Genomic DNA, 15,869 nt, shown 5'->3' with positions numbered 1-15,869 from the left:
TTTATTGTTAAGTTTTGTTCAATGTTAACCTACAAGTGCCAATAAGATACCCGCAGCCACCGCGGAACCAAGTACACCAGCGACATTAGGCCCCATCGCATGCATCAATAAGAAGTTTTGAGGGTTTGCCTCTAGTCCTACTTTATTCACAACACGAGCAGCCATTGGTACTGCAGATACTCCAGCGGCACCAATTAATGGGTTAATATCTTCTTTCGAATATTTGTTTAAGATCTTAGCCATAATTAAACCACCAGCAGTACCTACACTAAAGGCAACCGCGCCCAGTAGTAGAATACCTAAGGTTTCAACATTCAAAAATGTCTCAGCTTCTAGTTTTGATCCAACACCTAGCCCTAAGAAAATAGTCACTACATTGATCAGTTCATTTTGAGCAGTATTCGATAAACGATCAACCACACCAGATTCTTTCATCAAATTACCTAAACAGAACATCCCAACCAGTGGTGTTGCTGATGGTAAAAATAGAATCGTCATCAATAATACCGCAAGAGGGAAAATGATCTTCTCTGCTTTGCCAACATGACGCAGTTGAGCCATCTTAATTTGACGCTCTTCTGGTGTTGTTAGTGCCCTCATGATCGGCGGCTGAATAATTGGAACTAATGCCATATAACTATATGCAGCAACAGCAATTGCCCCTAATAAATCAGGCGATAGCTTACTGGCTAAGAAAATAGCGGTAGGCCCATCAGCACCACCAATAATTGCAATTGATGAAGCGTCAGCTAGCGTAAACTCCATCCCAGGAACAAAGTTAAGTAAGATTGCGCCAAATAATGTAGCAAAAATACCTACTTGCGCCGCGGCACCAAGCCATAACGTTTTTGGATTCGCAATTAACGCTCCAAAGTCCGTCATTGCCCCAACTCCCATAAAGATCAGAAGTGGGAAAATACCGGTTTCAATCCCGACGTAATAGACGTAGTAAAGTAAGCCGCCAGGCTCAGTAAAGCCTGCATTTGGAATATTAGCCAATACTGCACCAAAACCAATTGGTAACAGTAGTAATGGCTCAAATCCTTTTTTTATCGCTAAGAACAAAAGGCCACAACCCACTAAAATCATAATAAGTTGTTCAAACTTAAAATTAGCGATTGAGGTTTCATTCCATAATATTAATAAACCATCCATGTTTAACTTACCTTACGCTAGAGAAAGCAACGGTGTACCAACAGCTACCGCATCGCCTTCCTTAGTTAAAATATCCTGCACGGTACCATTACGTGATGCTCTGATTTCAGTTTCCATCTTCATCGCTTCAAGAATAAGTAGTACATCACCTTCAACCACTTCTGCGCCTGGCTGAACCAATACTTTAAAAATATTACCCGCTAATGGTGCATCCACTGACTCTGCATCAACGGCAGATAACTGAGGTGATTGAACCGGTGCTGGTTGTCCTGATACTGGAGCAACTGAAGAAATTACGCCTTGTGGGCCAACTTCAACATTATAAATCTGCCCATCAACTTTAACGCTGTAAGATTCAACACCACCTTTACCCGGAACTACTTTTACAGTGTCTTCGTCTTCGTCTTTTTCTGTACCAGGGGCTGGTTCAAAAGCATCTGGGTTATTACGATTGTTAAGAAACTTAAGACCCACTTGTGGAAACAATGCATAAGTAAGAACGTCATCAACTTGTTGTTCTGCTAATTCAATGTTGTCTTCTTTAGCTTTTGCAATCAATTCATCAGTTAAAGTGTGAAGCTCAGATTTCAATAGATCAGCAGGTCGACAAGTAATCGCTTCTGCACCATCCAATACTCGTGCTTGTAACTCTGCATCAACGGCAGCAGGAGCAGCACCATACTCACCTTTAAGTACACCAGCGGTTTCTTTTGTGATGCTCTTATAGCGCTCACCGGTAAGAACATTAATCACCGCTTGAGTACCGACTATTTGAGAGGTCGGCGTAACTAATGGAATATAGCCAAGATCTTTACGAACTTTAGGGATCTCCAACAATACTTCATCCATCTTATCAGCAGCACCCTGCTCTTTAAGTTGGCTTTCCATATTCGTTAGCATTCCACCAGGAACTTGAGCAATAAGGATTCGTGAATCAACACCTTTCATTTTTCCTTCAAATTTCGCATATTTCTTACGAACTTCACGGAAATAAGTTGCAATCGGTTCTAGTTGTTCAAGGTTAAGATTAGTATCACGACCAGTACCTTCTAGCATTGCCACTACAGTTTCTGTTGGTGTATGTCCATAAGTTTGGCTCATAGAAGAGATAGCCGTATCTAGAATATCAATGCCCGCTTCAACGGCCTTTAATGCTGTAGCTGTAGATAAACCCGTTGTTGCATGGCTATGTAACGCCAGAGGAACATCACACGATGCTTTGATTCGAGTGATTAGCTCTTCTGCTTCATATGGCTTAAGTAAGCCTGACATGTCTTTAATACATAAAGAGTGACAGCCTAAATCTTCAAGACGTTTTGCTAAATCAACCCATGTCTCTAAATTATGTACAGGACTAGTGGTATAAGAAAGTGTGCCTTGTGCGTGAGCACCAACATCAATCGCTGCTTTTACTGCTGTTTGAAAGTTTCTTACGTCATTCATCGCATCAAATATACGGAATACGTCCATACCGTTGGCATGAGCTCGTTCAACGAACTTTTCTACTACATCATCCGCATAATGACGGTAACCTAATAAGTTTTGACCACGCAATAGCATTTGCATTGGTGTATTAGGCATCGCCTTTTTCAATAAACGCAAACGCTCCCACGGATCTTCGCCTAGATAACGAATGCAGGCATCGAAAGTTGCACCGCCCCATGTTTCTAATGACCAATAGCCTATCTTATCCAACTGCTCAGCAATTGGCAGCATATCTTCAACGCGCATACGAGTCGCGAAGAGTGATTGATGGGCGTCACGAAGTACCACATCAGTGATAGAAAGTGGTTTAGACATACTTACAAACTCCTTGTAATAATTTTCCTAAAACAGATTATTTATGCTTTTGACGGTGTAATTTAACCGCAGCAGAAATTGCCGCAATAACTTGAGGCTGTACTGTTGTTTGATCGGGATCTAGATTTTTTTGGACAGCTAGTACCTGTTTTGGAGGTAACTCCACAGGCAACAACTTAGACATGAGTTGAACTAGGTAGACTAGAATGGTGAGGAATACAAATACGACGCCCATGCCAGTTAGCATTAGCGTTGCAGCTTCCAATAGTAGACTTCCAATGTCTGTCATCTTTTATTCCTTTTATGATGATAGTGACAATGTACAATTTAGTATGTTACTTACTAACGAATTTTGTTCTTTTATTCTAAAAAGAAAGAGTGATTATCTCGACATCAAAGTTTTTGTCAAACTCGAAACAATCTAAATATATTCAAAAAAGAATAAAATGGCGAGATATATCCATACACTGCCACCTTTATCTTTAATATAAACTGATTACAATCAAACTACCTAATAATAACCTAAATTTCAAATCATTTAATAATAGTATCAATTAATTAACTTGATTTCTTATAGGCATAAAAAAACCCGACCATAAAGATCGGGTTCTTTTAAAGAATGGTGCGCCAGGGAGGATTCGAACCTCCGACCGCCTGGTTCGTAGCCAGGTACTCTATCCAGCTGAGCTACTAGCGCACAGTAATTCTAATTGTCTTTGTAACTATATAGTATTGTAACCAATAAACAGTTACAAAAAGAAAAAATGGTGCGCCAGGGAGGATTCGAACCTCCGACCGCCTGGTTCGTAGCCAGGTACTCTATCCAGCTGAGCTACTAGCGCACAGTTAATTCTGATTGTCTTTGTAACTATGTATCGTAACCGATAAACAGTTACAAAAAGAAATATGGTGCGCCAGGGAGGATTCGAACCTCCGACCGCCTGGTTCGTAGCCAGGTACTCTATCCAGCTGAGCTACTAGCGCACAGTATAATTCTAATTGTCTTTGTAACTTTATATTGTAACCAATAAGCAGTTACAAAAAGAAAAAATGGTGCGCCAGGGAGGATTCGAACCTCCGACCGCCTGGTTCGTAGCCAGGTACTCTATCCAGCTGAGCTACTAGCGCACAGTTAATTCTGATTGTCTTTGCAACTATGTATCGTAACCGATAAACAGTTACAAAAAGAAATATGGTGCGCCAGGGAGGATTCGAACCTCCGACCGCCTGGTTCGTAGCCAGGTACTCTATCCAGCTGAGCTACTAGCGCACAGTATAATTCTAATTGTCTTTGCAACTCTATATTGTAATTAATAAACAGTTACAAAAAGAAAAAATGGTGCGCCAGGGAGGATTCGAACCTCCGACCGCCTGGTTCGTAGCCAGGTACTCTATCCAGCTGAGCTACTAGCGCACAATAATTCTTTTATGTTCTTGCTGACCGAAACCAACAGAAACAAATAATGGCGGTGAAGGAGGGATTCGAACCCTCGATGCGGGTATAAGCCGCATACTCCCTTAGCAGGGGAGCGCCTTCAGCCTCTCGGCCACCTCACCGTTTTGTATTTCGCTTATTTGTGATTATCTGCAAACAATCACTGTTATTGACAAATAAATTCATCAATAAAAAGAATGGTGCGCCAGGGAGGATTCGAACCTCCGACCGCCTGGTTCGTAGCCAGGTACTCTATCCAGCTGAGCTACTAGCGCACAATAATTCTTTTATGTTCTTGCTGACCGAAACCAACAGAAACAAATAATGGCGGTGAAGGAGGGATTCGAACCCTCGATGCGGGTATAAGCCGCATACTCCCTTAGCAGGGGAGCGCCTTCAGCCTCTCGGCCACCTCACCGTGTTGAGGAGGCACATATTACGGTTTACCAAAAATATGTCAATGACTTTTTAAGTAAAAAATAACGCTTTTTGTTCAACAGCCTATGAAACAACCAAAATGAGCAAAAATAGAACGTTATACGTGGTTTGTGCCTTTGTTTGTACCTTGTTTCTGTTTATTTTCACCTAACTAAATTAGACAAAAATAAACAAGGCTGACAATGCCAGCCTCATTCATACGAATTAAAAGTTACCTTGCGTAGCAGCAGGTGTACCTTTTTCCGCTTGAATGCGCATGTAAATCTCTTCACGATGTACAGATACTTCTTTAGGTGCATTAACACCAATACGTACTTGGTTGCCTTTAACGCCTAGTACAGTAACTGTTACTTCATCACCAATCATTAAAGTTTCACCTACGCGGCGTGTCAGAATTAGCATTCGAATGCTCCTTGAGTAATCTCAGTTTTATAATAAATGTATGTATTGTCCGTTATCGCCTATTTTCATAAACGTCTCTGCTCAAGAAACAGCGATCATAAGGTTATTATCTTGTGATTGCTCTGTAATAACAAACGTTTTATGTAAAATTTCGGCTGCTTGTTCTAAATCAGCTTGATTAACGATAACCGACACACTTTTTGGCTCTTTATTGTGTTGATAGATATCAACACCATTAGCCTTCAGTTGATTGCAAGCAAGATCTGCCATCCCTTCAACTTTATCACCGACTAACGTCAGTATTGATAAGCTACTAATATTGCGTATTTTTGTATTAAATGCCAGTTTCAATTGTAAAAAAGTTGCTTTTGGCACAACAATTTTAAAACAACCACTTTGAGCCGTTAACTCTTCATACTGTTTCAGCAGTGCTGCTTGTTCTGTAATGGAGAGTCCTGTGCATTCAACGAGAAGTAAATCCTGCTTTAAAGCCAACCCTGTTACCGATGGACTCTCTTCAGGTTCTTCACAAATTAAAGTCCCTTCCCCCTCTTCAAATGAAGAAAGTACTCGTAACTTCACCGACGTTCTCCAAGCATGAGCAACTGAATGCTCTTGCAATACTTTAGCACCCGATTTAGCTAAAAGGTGCATATCAGAAAATGACACTTCCTTTAAACGACGAGTGTTAGCTACGTAGCGAGGATCAGAAGAATAAACGCCATCAACATCAGTAAATATCTGGCATTCATCTGCATTTAAGGCAGCAGATAACGCGACAGCTGTCGTATCAGAGCCGCCTCTTCCTAATGTGGTGATATTACCGTGAACATCACGACCTTGAAAGCCAGCAATAATTACCACATACCCTTTATCAACCCATTGAGTAATTAAATCAGTTTCAATATGCTCAATAGTTGCATCATTAAAGGTGCAGTTAGTATAAATACCCGCTTGGTCAGCCGTTAGAGAAATGGCTTTAACGCCTTTCTGATTTAAAGACATGGCTAGTAGCGCAATGGAAACCTGTTCTCCCGCAGAAAGGAGCATATCCAATTCACGAGGCTCAGGGGCCTCACTAATTTGATTTGCTAAGCTCATTAAGCGATTGGTTTCTCCGGCCATAGCAGAAACAGCAACAACGACATCATGCCCTTGTTGCTGTGCTGAAATGATACGTTCAGAAACAGATTGGATCCGTTCAACGGACCCAACTGATGTACCACCATACTTTTGTACGATTAATGCCACTGATACGACCTATTACAGACGCTCAGTTAGCCAAGCTTCAACAGAAGCTAGTGCCGCAGGTAATGCATTCGCATCAGTACCGCCAGCTTGAGCCATATCAGGACGACCGCCGCCTTTACCACCAACTTGTTGTGCAACCATATTCACTAATTCGCCCGCTTTCACTTGGCCAATAAGATCTTTAGTTACGCCAGCAATTAAACCAACTTTACCGTCATTCACATTACCTAACATGATAACGCAGCTGCCGATTTGATTTTTAAGCTCATCTACCATGCCACGAAGCGCTTTACTCTCTGCACCATCTAGCTGAGCAATAAGTACTTTTGTTCCTGCAATGTCTTGAACTTGATTGATCAGGCTTGCACCTTCTTGAGACGCTAGCTTATCTTTAAGCTGTTGGATCTCTTTCTCAAGTTGTTTTGCTTTTGATGCCGCTTCATTCAGCTTTTTATCTGCTGATTTTTGTTGTGCTTCAATCGCATCTAATGCTGCTTCACCAGTAACGGCTTCAATACGGCGGATACCCGCTGCAATGCCACTTTCTGACGTAATTTTAAATAGGCCAATATCACCAGTGCTTGATGCGTGAATACCACCACATAACTCAGTAGAAAATTCACCCATAGAAAGTACACGAACTTCATCGTCGTATTTCTCACCAAATAGAGCCATTGCGCCTTTTTCTTTAGCAGCATCAATGTCCATTAGGTTTGTTTCAATCTCATGGTTTAAACGCACTTGTTGGTTAACAATACGCTCAACTTTACGTAATTCATCAGCTTTTACGCCTTCAAGGTTAGAGAAGTCAAAACGTAAACCTTCCGCTTTAACTAATGAGCCTTTTTGAGTTACGTGCTCACCTAATACTTCACGAAGTGCTGCGTGTAATAAGTGGGTTGCTGAGTGATTTAAAGTAATCGCAGTACGACGCTCTTCATCAACTTGAGCCATTGCACTATCAGTCGTTGATAACACACCTTCAACTAACTTACCGTAGTGACCAATCGCATTACCTACTTTTTGAGTATCAGTAACAACAAACTTACCCGCTTCTACGGTAATAATACCCGCATCACCAGATTGACCGCCTGATTCAGCATAGAATGGCGTTGCATCTAAAATTAGAATCGCATCATCACCAGCAGAAAGAGTCTCAACTGCTTCACCTTCACGGAAGATTTCTAATACCGTTGCTTTTGCTTCAGTCGAATCATAACCGTGGAATACTGTTTCAGATTCAACTTTGATCACTGCATTATAATCAGTACCAAATTGACCCGCTTCACGAGCACGTTGACGTTGTTCTTCCATCGCTTTTTCAAAACCATCTTCATCGATAGTTAATTCACGCTCACGAGCAACATCATTGGTTAAATCAGCAGGGAAACCGTAAGTATCATAAAGTTTAAATACTGTTTCACCATCAAGAACCGTACCTTCAAGGTTATCTAAAGCTTCGTTTAGAATTACCATTCCACGCTCTAGTGTGCGACCAAAGTTTTCTTCTTCAATCTTAAGAACTTTTTCAACTAGCGCTTGCTGTTTCTTCAGTTCTTCACCAGCCGTACCCATGATCTCAGCCAGTGGACCAACTAATTTATAAAAGTAAGAGCCTTTAGCACCTAACTTGTTACCGTGACGTACCGCACGACGAATAATACGACGCAATACGTAACCACGACCTTCGTTTGACGGCATAACACCATCAACAATTAGGTAAGAACAAGAACGGATGTGATCAGCAACAACGCGTAGAGATTGGTTTGAAAGATCATCGTAACCAACAACTTTTGCTGTTTCTTTAATTAGTGTTTGGAAAATATCAATTTCATAGTTTGAGTGTACGCCTTGCATGATTGCTGCAATACGCTCAATGCCCATGCCTGTATCTACTGATGGCTTTGGAAGTGGTTCCATTGTGCCGTCCGCTTGACGGTTGAACTGCATGAAAACGTTGTTCCAAATTTCGATGAAACGGTCACCATCTTCTTCAGGAGTACCTGGACGGCCACCCCAAATGTGCTCACCATGATCGTAGAAAATTTCAGTACAAGGACCACAAGGACCAGTGTCACCCATTTGCCAGAAGTTATCTGATGCATAAGGTGCGCCTTTGTTATCACCAATACGAACGATACGGTCTGCAGGGATACCCATTTCTTTATTCCAGATTTCGAATGCTTCGTCATCTGTTTCGTAGATAGTCACTAATAGACGATCTGCAGGAAGCTCTAAACGCTCTGTTAGGAATTCCCATGCGTATTTAATTGCGTCTTGCTTGAAATAATCACCAAAGCTAAAGTTACCTAGCATTTCAAAGAAAGTATGGTGACGAGCAGTAAAGCCTACGTTTTCTAAATCGTTATGCTTACCACCAGCACGAACACAACGTTGAGCGGTAGTTGCACGAGTATAGTTACGCTTCTCTGAACCTAGGAAACAATCCTTAAATTGGTTCATACCGGCATTGGTAAATAGAAGAGTTGGATCATTTGCTGGAACTAGAGAAGAACTCTCAACAATTTGGTGTCCTTTGCTTTCAAAAAAAGCAAGAAACGCACGGCGGATCTCGTCAGTGCTCATATACATGTGGATATTCCTGATTGAATCGTAGGTTAACTCACTCTTGTACTCAGTTAAGACAAGCAGTGTTTTTTAGACAGAATTTCGAACATTGTATACGCAAATGAGAGCGAAATATAGATTGAGTAGAGCGATCAAGTAAGGAAAGAGAAATAATTCTATTTGTGATTAGGGCAGTCTCTTTTTATAGACGTAAAAAAGCCAAACACGATGGTTTGGCTTTCTATTATTTCACTAAGAATTGAATAAATTAAAACTCTTCGTTTTCTTCTTCAATTTTCTCTTCGATTTCAGGTTGCTCTTCTGCAGGTGTTAATAACATCTCACGCAGTTTATGGTCTAATTCAGTCGCAATTTCTACGTTCTCACGCATGAACTTAGAAGCATTTGCTTTACCTTGGCCAATCTTGTCGCCATTGTAGCTATACCAAGCACCTGCTTTATCTACTAATTTATGCTTAACACCTAAATCAATTAGCTCACCTTCACGGTTAAAGCCTTTACCATATAGAATTTGAGTTTCCGCTTGCTTAAATGGTGCTGCAATTTTGTTTTTAACTACTTTGATTCGAGTTTCGTTACCAACAACCTCATCACCATCTTTTACTGCGCCAGTACGACGAATATCAAGACGAACAGAGGCGTAGAACTTAAGTGCATTACCACCGGTTGTCGTTTCTGGGTTACCAAACATCACACCAATTTTCATACGAATTTGGTTGATGAAGATACACATACAATTTGATTGTTTTAGGTTACCCGTTAACTTACGCATTGCTTGAGAAAGCATACGAGCTTGAAGACCCATGTGGCTGTCGCCCATTTCACCTTCAATCTCAGCTTTTGGCGTTAGTGCAGCAACTGAATCGACTACGATTACATCAACCGCTCCAGAGCGTGCTAATGCATCAACGATTTCTAATGCTTGCTCACCAGTATCAGGTTGAGAACATAGTAATTGGTCAATATCAACACCCAGCTTTTGAGCGTAGATTGGGTCTAGAGCATGCTCTGCATCAATAAATGCACAGGTTTTGCCTGCTTTTTGTGCTTGAGCAATCGCTTCCAAAGTTAGTGTTGTTTTACCTGATGATTCAGGACCGTAGATTTCTACGATACGTCCCATTGGTAAACCGCCAGCACCTAGAGCAATATCAAGAGATAAAGAACCAGTAGACACAGTTTCAACATCCATTGTGCGGTTATCGCCCAACTTCATAATTGAACCTTTACCAAATTGTTTTTCAATTTGACCTAATGCTGCGGCCAGTGCTTTTTTCTTGTTATCGTCCATTTGATTCTCCAGATTTCTAGATCACTAAATCAGTTAATGATTAGTAGTATACTGTCTATTCATACAGTGTCTATAGGCTTGCTAGTTTTTTTATTAAATTTTCTATTGCGACTTAAGAAAAACAACCATAAACCATTGAATTAATTAAACTCTAACAACCTAGTCTTTATTGTGAGAAATGCATATTCGATCGCACTTTGCCTTACTTCACTACGATCACCAGTAAAATATACAGTCGTTTCTTGATGCCAATTAGTTTTATCTGCAAAACCAAAACACACAGTCCCAACAGGCTTATCTCCTGTTGCTCCTCCTGGGCCTGCAATGCCACTAATAGACACACTAATATCAGCATGACTGTTGTGTAACGTCCCTATTGCCATCTCTTTGACTACCGCTTCGCTTACCGCACCAAAAGCACTTAACATATCTAAACTAACACCCAATGACTCTTGCTTTGCTTCATTACTGTAGGTCACAAAACCACGTTCAAACCAAGCAGAACTCCCTGCATTCTCTGTCGCACAAAAAGCAACACCACCACCAGTACACGATTCTGCACAAGCCATCGTTTTGCCTTGTTGCATTAATAGCTCGCCAACTTCTTGCGCGAGTTGAGCATTTTTTGTCATATCCATTAAATTCTTCCTGTCTTGATTCGAATTTTATTGATTCTATCTTTGATTGCCGCTTTGATTCACGTATTCTTAGCAACAAATATTCTCAACACTCATTAGGTCTCGTTGTGGCAACAAAATCAACTGAAAAACACACCCCAATGATGCAACAGTACTTGCGTTTAAAATCTGAAAATCCGGATATCTTGCTGTTCTATCGTATGGGCGACTTCTATGAGCTTTTCTATGATGATGCCAAACGAGCCTCTCAGCTTCTTGAAATATCGTTAACTAAACGAGGCTCCTCAGCAGGTGAACCAATACCAATGGCAGGTCTTCCTTACCATGCCGTTGAGGGTTATTTAGCCAAATTAGTTCAGCAGGGCGAGTCTGTTGCTATCTGTGAGCAAATTGGAGATCCTGCTACGAGTAAAGGTCCAGTTGAGCGTAAAGTGGTTCGTATCGTAACTCCAGGGACTGTAACCGATGAGGCTCTTCTTCCAGAGCGTTTCGATAATCTTATTGCCGCTATTTTTCATCATAAAGATCGCTTTGGTTACGCCACATTAGACATTACTTCTGGTCGATTTAAAGTATCAGAACCAGGCACAGAAGAAGCAATGTTGGCTGAGTTGCAACGAACTTCTCCTACAGAGCTTTTGTTTAGTGAAGATTTCGAACCTGTGCATTTATTAGAGAAACGCAGTGGGAATCGTCGTCGCCCAGTATGGGAATTTGAACTAGAAACCGCTAAACAACAATTGAACCAACAGTTTGGCACACGTGACCTAATTGGTTTTGGAGTAGAAAAAGCGGAATTTGGTTTATGTGCGGCTGGCTGTCTTATTCAGTATGTAAAAGACACACAACGTACAACCTTGCCTCACATTCGTTCTATTGTGATGGATCATCAAGATGACTCGGTGATCTTAGATGCAGCAACACGCCGTAATTTAGAAATAACCCAAAATCTAGCGGGTGGTTTTAATCATACGCTATCAGAAGTGCTCGACCACACATCAACCGCAATGGGCAGCCGTCTTCTAAAGCGCTGGTTACATCAACCAGTTAGAACTCATCAAGTTTTAAATCAACGTCTTGATGCGATTGGAGAATTAAAAGAAAGCGGATTATTCACAGAGCTAGCTCCCCAACTAAAGCAAATTGGTGATGTAGAGCGAATTCTTGCTCGCTTAGCTTTACGTTCTGCTCGTCCAAGAGATTTAGCTCGTTTACGCAGCGCATTACAACAACTGCCTGAGCTTGCACAAAGCACCAAAGAATTTGAACAAACTCATTTATTAGAACTGGCTTCACTTGCGCAGCCTATAGACTCAATTTGCGAACTATTAGAACGCGCAGTGAAAGAGAACCCTCCTGTTGTTATTCGTGACGGTGGCGTATTAGCTGATGGTTATAATGAAGAGCTCGATCAATGGCGAGATCTCGCTAATGGTGCGACGTTATTTTTAGAGAAACTTGAGCAAGAAGAACGCGAACGTCATGATATTGATACCCTAAAAGTCGGCTATAACAACGTTCATGGTTTTTATATCCAGATCAGCAAAGGTCAAAGTCACAAAGCACCTGCTCACTATGTTCGTCGTCAAACATTGAAAAATGCAGAGCGTTACATTATTCCTGAGCTGAAAGAGCATGAAGATAAAGTGCTAAGCTCAAAATCAAAAGCCTTAGCGATAGAGAAAAAACTGTGGGAAGAATTGTTTGATCAACTTCTGCCTCACTTAGAACAACTTCAACTAATGGCCAATGCGATTTCTGAATTAGACGTATTAAGCAACCTTGCTGAACGTGCTGATAGCTTAAATTATTGCCGCCCTACCTTATCATCAGAGATAGGGATGCAAATTGAAGGTGGCCGTCACCCTGTTGTTGAACAAGTGATGAGTAATCCGTTTATTGCCAACCCAATCAATTTAAACGACAACCGAAAAATGTTGATCATTACTGGACCAAATATGGGTGGTAAATCAACCTATATGCGCCAAACTGCATTGATCGCTTTAATGGCTCATGTTGGTTGTTATGTTCCCGCTGATTCAGCAAAAATTGGCCTATTAGATCGTATATTTACCCGTATTGGAGCATCAGATGATCTTGCTTCTGGACGCTCAACATTTATGGTTGAAATGACAGAGACAGCAAACATCCTGCACAATGCCACCAAACACAGCTTAGTGTTAATGGATGAAATTGGTCGCGGTACAAGTACTTATGATGGACTCTCTCTTGCTTGGGCAAGTGCTGAATGGTTAGCAACAAAAATTAATGCAATGACATTATTTGCAACTCATTACTTTGAACTGACTGAATTACCAAACCTATTTAATGGTTTAGCGAATGTACATTTAGACGCTGTAGAGCATGGCGATGAAATTGCCTTTATGCATGCAGTTCAAGATGGTGCTGCCAATAAATCTTACGGTCTAGCAGTTGCTTCTCTGGCGGGGGTTCCAAAAACGGTAATCAAAAAAGCTAAACAAAAACTTCAACAACTTGAAAATGGTCAGCCTAAAAACCAACCATTAGCGACAACTCAAGTAAAACAAGAGCATCAACTCTCTCTTATTCCTGAGCCAAGTGAAGTTGAAGAAGCACTAGCAAATGTAAACCCAGATGATCTAACACCACGACAAGCGTTAGAAGAGCTGTATCGTCTAAAAGCGTTACTGTAATCATACTGAGTAAGGCAGTAGCTCTACTGCCTTACTTTTCCTTCGCCTTCTTTTCTCCTCTTTGAATCTCCCTAAACAAGTCACCCCTTAAACTCATTCTAGAACTACAAAATAAACAAATTACCTCTCATTATTTCGAACCAAATTTGACTATTTACTCAAAAGGCATTTAACTTAACATAAAATTAACAATAATAATTACAACAACCTGCAGGATGCCGCCATGAGTCAGCCATTATTCGATCACAATACCAACCCTCAACTCCCTCATGAAGCGATGCTTAAATGGGCCGAGAAAAAACCAAATTCAATTTTCCTTCGTCAAATAAAGGAGAGGCACTTTGTTGACTATACCTTCTCTGAAGTGGTTGATAAGGCGCTACGCTTAGTGACCGCATTACAAAGTATGGGGATACAACCAAAAGATCGCGTTGCCTTAATTTCTAAAAATTGTGCAGAATGGTTTATTACTGATTTAGCTCTAATGCTTGGGGATTTTGTTAGTGTTCCTATCTTTCCAACCGCAGGGTTAGATACCATTGAACATTGTTTAACGCACAGTGATAGTAAAGCGCTCATTGTTGGTAAACTCGATAATAATGAAGCGACCACTCAAGCAATAAAAAACCTTCCTCACCTTTCTACCATTGCTTTTGATTATGACTCAGCGGCTCAATCTCAGTATCAATTTGAAGACCTAATTAAAGAACATCAGCCTTCCGAATTCAGACCTGACCATAACGACAATACGTTAATGTCTATTGTATATACTTCAGGAACATCAGGGTTACCAAAAGGGGCAATGTTAACCTTTGGCGGCTTTAGTCGTTCGTCCAAACATCTCGTTAATCATATTGGGATGCAACCCGATGATCGTTTATTTTCCTACTTGCCTCTTGCTCATATAACCGAGCGTGTATACATCTTAGGCTCTGCATTTTTCGGAGGCATTCAAACCGCCTTTCCTGAATCCTTAGATACCTTCATTGATGATGTAAAAATGCATCGTCCTACTTTATTTATATCAGTTCCCCGATTATGGACGGTCTTCCAACAACGAATTCAAGATAAATTGCCTCAGAAAAAACTCAATATATTACTCAAAATCCCGTTTGTTAATGGCTTAATCAAACGTAAATTGGCTGATGGCTTAGGCTTAGATCAAGCTCGAGTTCTAGGTTGTGGTTCCGCCCCTGTCTCTGCCGGATTATTAAAATGGTATGAAAGCATTGGCTTGAATATTACTGAAGCGTGGGGAATGACTGAGACTTTTGCTTATAGTACCCTCAACCACCCTTACCGTTCAGATAAAGTTGGAACGGTTGGCTCAGCAGGTCCTGGCGTTGAATTGAAAATAGCAGCAGATGAAGAGATTTTAGTTCGAGGTGACGGACTCTTTGCCGGCTACTATAAAAATGATGAAGCGACGGCAGAAACGTTTAATCAAGAAGGTTGGCTACACACTGGAGATATTGGCTCCATTGATTCTGAAGGGTTCTTAACAATACAAGGTCGCAAAAAAGACACATTTAAAACAGCAAAAGGCAAGTTTGTCGCTCCAGTGCCTATTGAGAAACGAATTTTTGATCTTAGTAATTTAGAAATGATGTGCCTTATTGGTTCAGGGCTTCCAGGTCCGATTCTACTAGCTATCCCTCACTCATATCCTAATTTTGACCAAGAACGGTATGAAAGAACCGCGCTAAAAAACTTAGAGACCATTAATAGTGGTCTCGAGTCTCATGAGAAGCTAAAAGGCATCTTAATGATCAAAGAACCATGGAGTATCGAAAATGGTATTTTAACTCCAACATTAAAGATAAAACGTCATATTCTAGAGAAAAAATACCACGAATTTGCATCTTCTTGGCCAACAGATAAAAAAATAATCTGGGAATAGTCCTAAATAGAGATGATTTACCGACTAAAATAGCAATCTAATTACAATAAAGACCTTAAAGCCATATAAATAAAGCTTTAAGGTCTTTTTTTAAACAAATTAAATAACATAGCATTCCCATAATGAACCGATAACCAATAAAAACAAGTAAACACCCTAGCGGTAATCATGTAAGTTTAAATTCCTCACCTAAAGTAGATTTTTCCCACCAACGGTTAGTTTTTACATATTTAAAAGTAAGGCAACCGTTTGTAATTAAAAATAATTTCTAATTCAAAAACAGACAAAACATTTA

General features: G+C 40.6%; 10 protein-coding genes and 9 tRNA genes. 2 read left to right on the top strand and 17 right to left on the bottom strand.

Features of this window, described 5'->3' with window-relative positions; translation table 11 throughout:
* Positions 1-24 precede the first annotated feature (24 nt).
* From ED622_RS19765 to ED622_RS19685, 17 genes are all read right to left on the bottom strand, one after another.
* Positions 25-1,155 (bottom strand): sodium ion-translocating decarboxylase subunit beta, encoded by a 1,131-nt coding sequence (locus ED622_RS19765; protein ID WP_122036724.1) that lies wholly within the window; start codon positions 1,153-1,155, stop codon positions 25-27.
* A gap of 12 nt (positions 1,156-1,167) precedes the next feature.
* Positions 1,168-2,955, bottom strand: a complete 1,788-nt coding sequence (oadA, locus tag ED622_RS19760; protein WP_122036723.1) for a sodium-extruding oxaloacetate decarboxylase subunit alpha — start codon at positions 2,953-2,955, stop codon at positions 1,168-1,170.
* A 37-nt stretch (positions 2,956-2,992) separates the two neighbouring features.
* Positions 2,993-3,244 (bottom strand): oxaloacetate decarboxylase subunit gamma, encoded by a 252-nt coding sequence (locus tag ED622_RS19755; protein ID WP_122036722.1) that lies wholly within the window; start codon positions 3,242-3,244, stop codon positions 2,993-2,995.
* 331 nt (positions 3,245-3,575) lie between these two features.
* Positions 3,576-3,652: transfer RNA gene (locus ED622_RS19750), tRNA-Arg, on the bottom strand.
* 68 nt (positions 3,653-3,720) lie between these two features.
* Positions 3,721-3,797, bottom strand: a tRNA-Arg gene (locus ED622_RS19745).
* A 65-nt stretch (positions 3,798-3,862) separates the two neighbouring features.
* A tRNA-Arg gene (locus ED622_RS19740) sits at positions 3,863-3,939 on the bottom strand.
* 67 nt (positions 3,940-4,006) lie between these two features.
* Positions 4,007-4,083 (bottom strand) — tRNA-Arg (locus tag ED622_RS19735).
* A gap of 65 nt (positions 4,084-4,148) precedes the next feature.
* Positions 4,149-4,225, bottom strand: a tRNA-Arg gene (locus tag ED622_RS19730).
* A 67-nt stretch (positions 4,226-4,292) separates the two neighbouring features.
* Positions 4,293-4,369 (bottom strand) — tRNA-Arg (locus ED622_RS19725).
* A gap of 50 nt (positions 4,370-4,419) precedes the next feature.
* Positions 4,420-4,512, bottom strand: a tRNA-Ser gene (locus tag ED622_RS19720).
* Positions 4,513-4,588: 76 nt separating this feature from the next.
* Positions 4,589-4,665: transfer RNA gene (locus tag ED622_RS19715), tRNA-Arg, on the bottom strand.
* Positions 4,666-4,715: 50 nt separating this feature from the next.
* Positions 4,716-4,808, bottom strand: a tRNA-Ser gene (locus ED622_RS19710).
* A gap of 224 nt (positions 4,809-5,032) precedes the next feature.
* Positions 5,033-5,230, bottom strand: coding sequence for a carbon storage regulator CsrA (csrA, locus tag ED622_RS19705; protein WP_045101306.1), 198 nt, complete (start codon positions 5,228-5,230; stop codon positions 5,033-5,035).
* An 81-nt stretch (positions 5,231-5,311) separates the two neighbouring features.
* Positions 5,312-6,481 carry an aspartate kinase gene (locus tag ED622_RS19700; protein ID WP_122036721.1) on the bottom strand — a complete coding sequence of 390 codons (1,170 nt, stop codon included), beginning with the start codon at positions 6,479-6,481 and terminating at the stop codon, positions 5,312-5,314.
* A gap of 12 nt (positions 6,482-6,493) precedes the next feature.
* Positions 6,494-9,073 carry an alanine--tRNA ligase gene (alaS, locus tag ED622_RS19695; RefSeq protein WP_122036720.1) on the bottom strand — a complete coding sequence of 860 codons (2,580 nt, stop codon included), beginning with the start codon at positions 9,071-9,073 and terminating at the stop codon, positions 6,494-6,496.
* 244 nt (positions 9,074-9,317) lie between these two features.
* Positions 9,318-10,361 carry a recombinase RecA gene (gene recA / locus ED622_RS19690; protein WP_122036719.1) on the bottom strand — a complete coding sequence of 348 codons (1,044 nt, stop codon included), beginning with the start codon at positions 10,359-10,361 and terminating at the stop codon, positions 9,318-9,320.
* 140 nt (positions 10,362-10,501) lie between these two features.
* Positions 10,502-10,999 (bottom strand): CinA family protein, encoded by a 498-nt coding sequence (locus tag ED622_RS19685; RefSeq protein WP_122036718.1) that lies wholly within the window; start codon positions 10,997-10,999, stop codon positions 10,502-10,504.
* 140 nt (positions 11,000-11,139) lie between these two features.
* On the opposite strand from ED622_RS19685, the gene mutS reads away from it, so the two are divergent.
* Complete coding sequence (gene mutS, locus ED622_RS19680) at positions 11,140-13,674, top strand: DNA mismatch repair protein MutS (RefSeq protein ID WP_162922578.1); 2,535 nt, start codon at positions 11,140-11,142, stop codon at positions 13,672-13,674.
* Positions 13,675-13,897: 223 nt separating this feature from the next.
* Entirely contained in the window at positions 13,898-15,574 is a 1,677-nt protein-coding gene (locus ED622_RS19675) for an AMP-binding protein (protein ID WP_122036716.1), read from the top strand.
* The last annotated feature ends 295 nt before the right edge of the window (positions 15,575-15,869 follow it).

Origin of the sequence: Aliivibrio sp. EL58 (assembly GCF_900312675.1) — a bacterium.
In the GTDB taxonomy this organism is placed as follows: domain Bacteria; phylum Pseudomonadota; class Gammaproteobacteria; order Enterobacterales; family Vibrionaceae; genus Aliivibrio.
The sequence above is the reverse complement of the archived record's forward strand: the minus strand, read 5'-3'. Positions and strand labels throughout refer to the sequence as shown.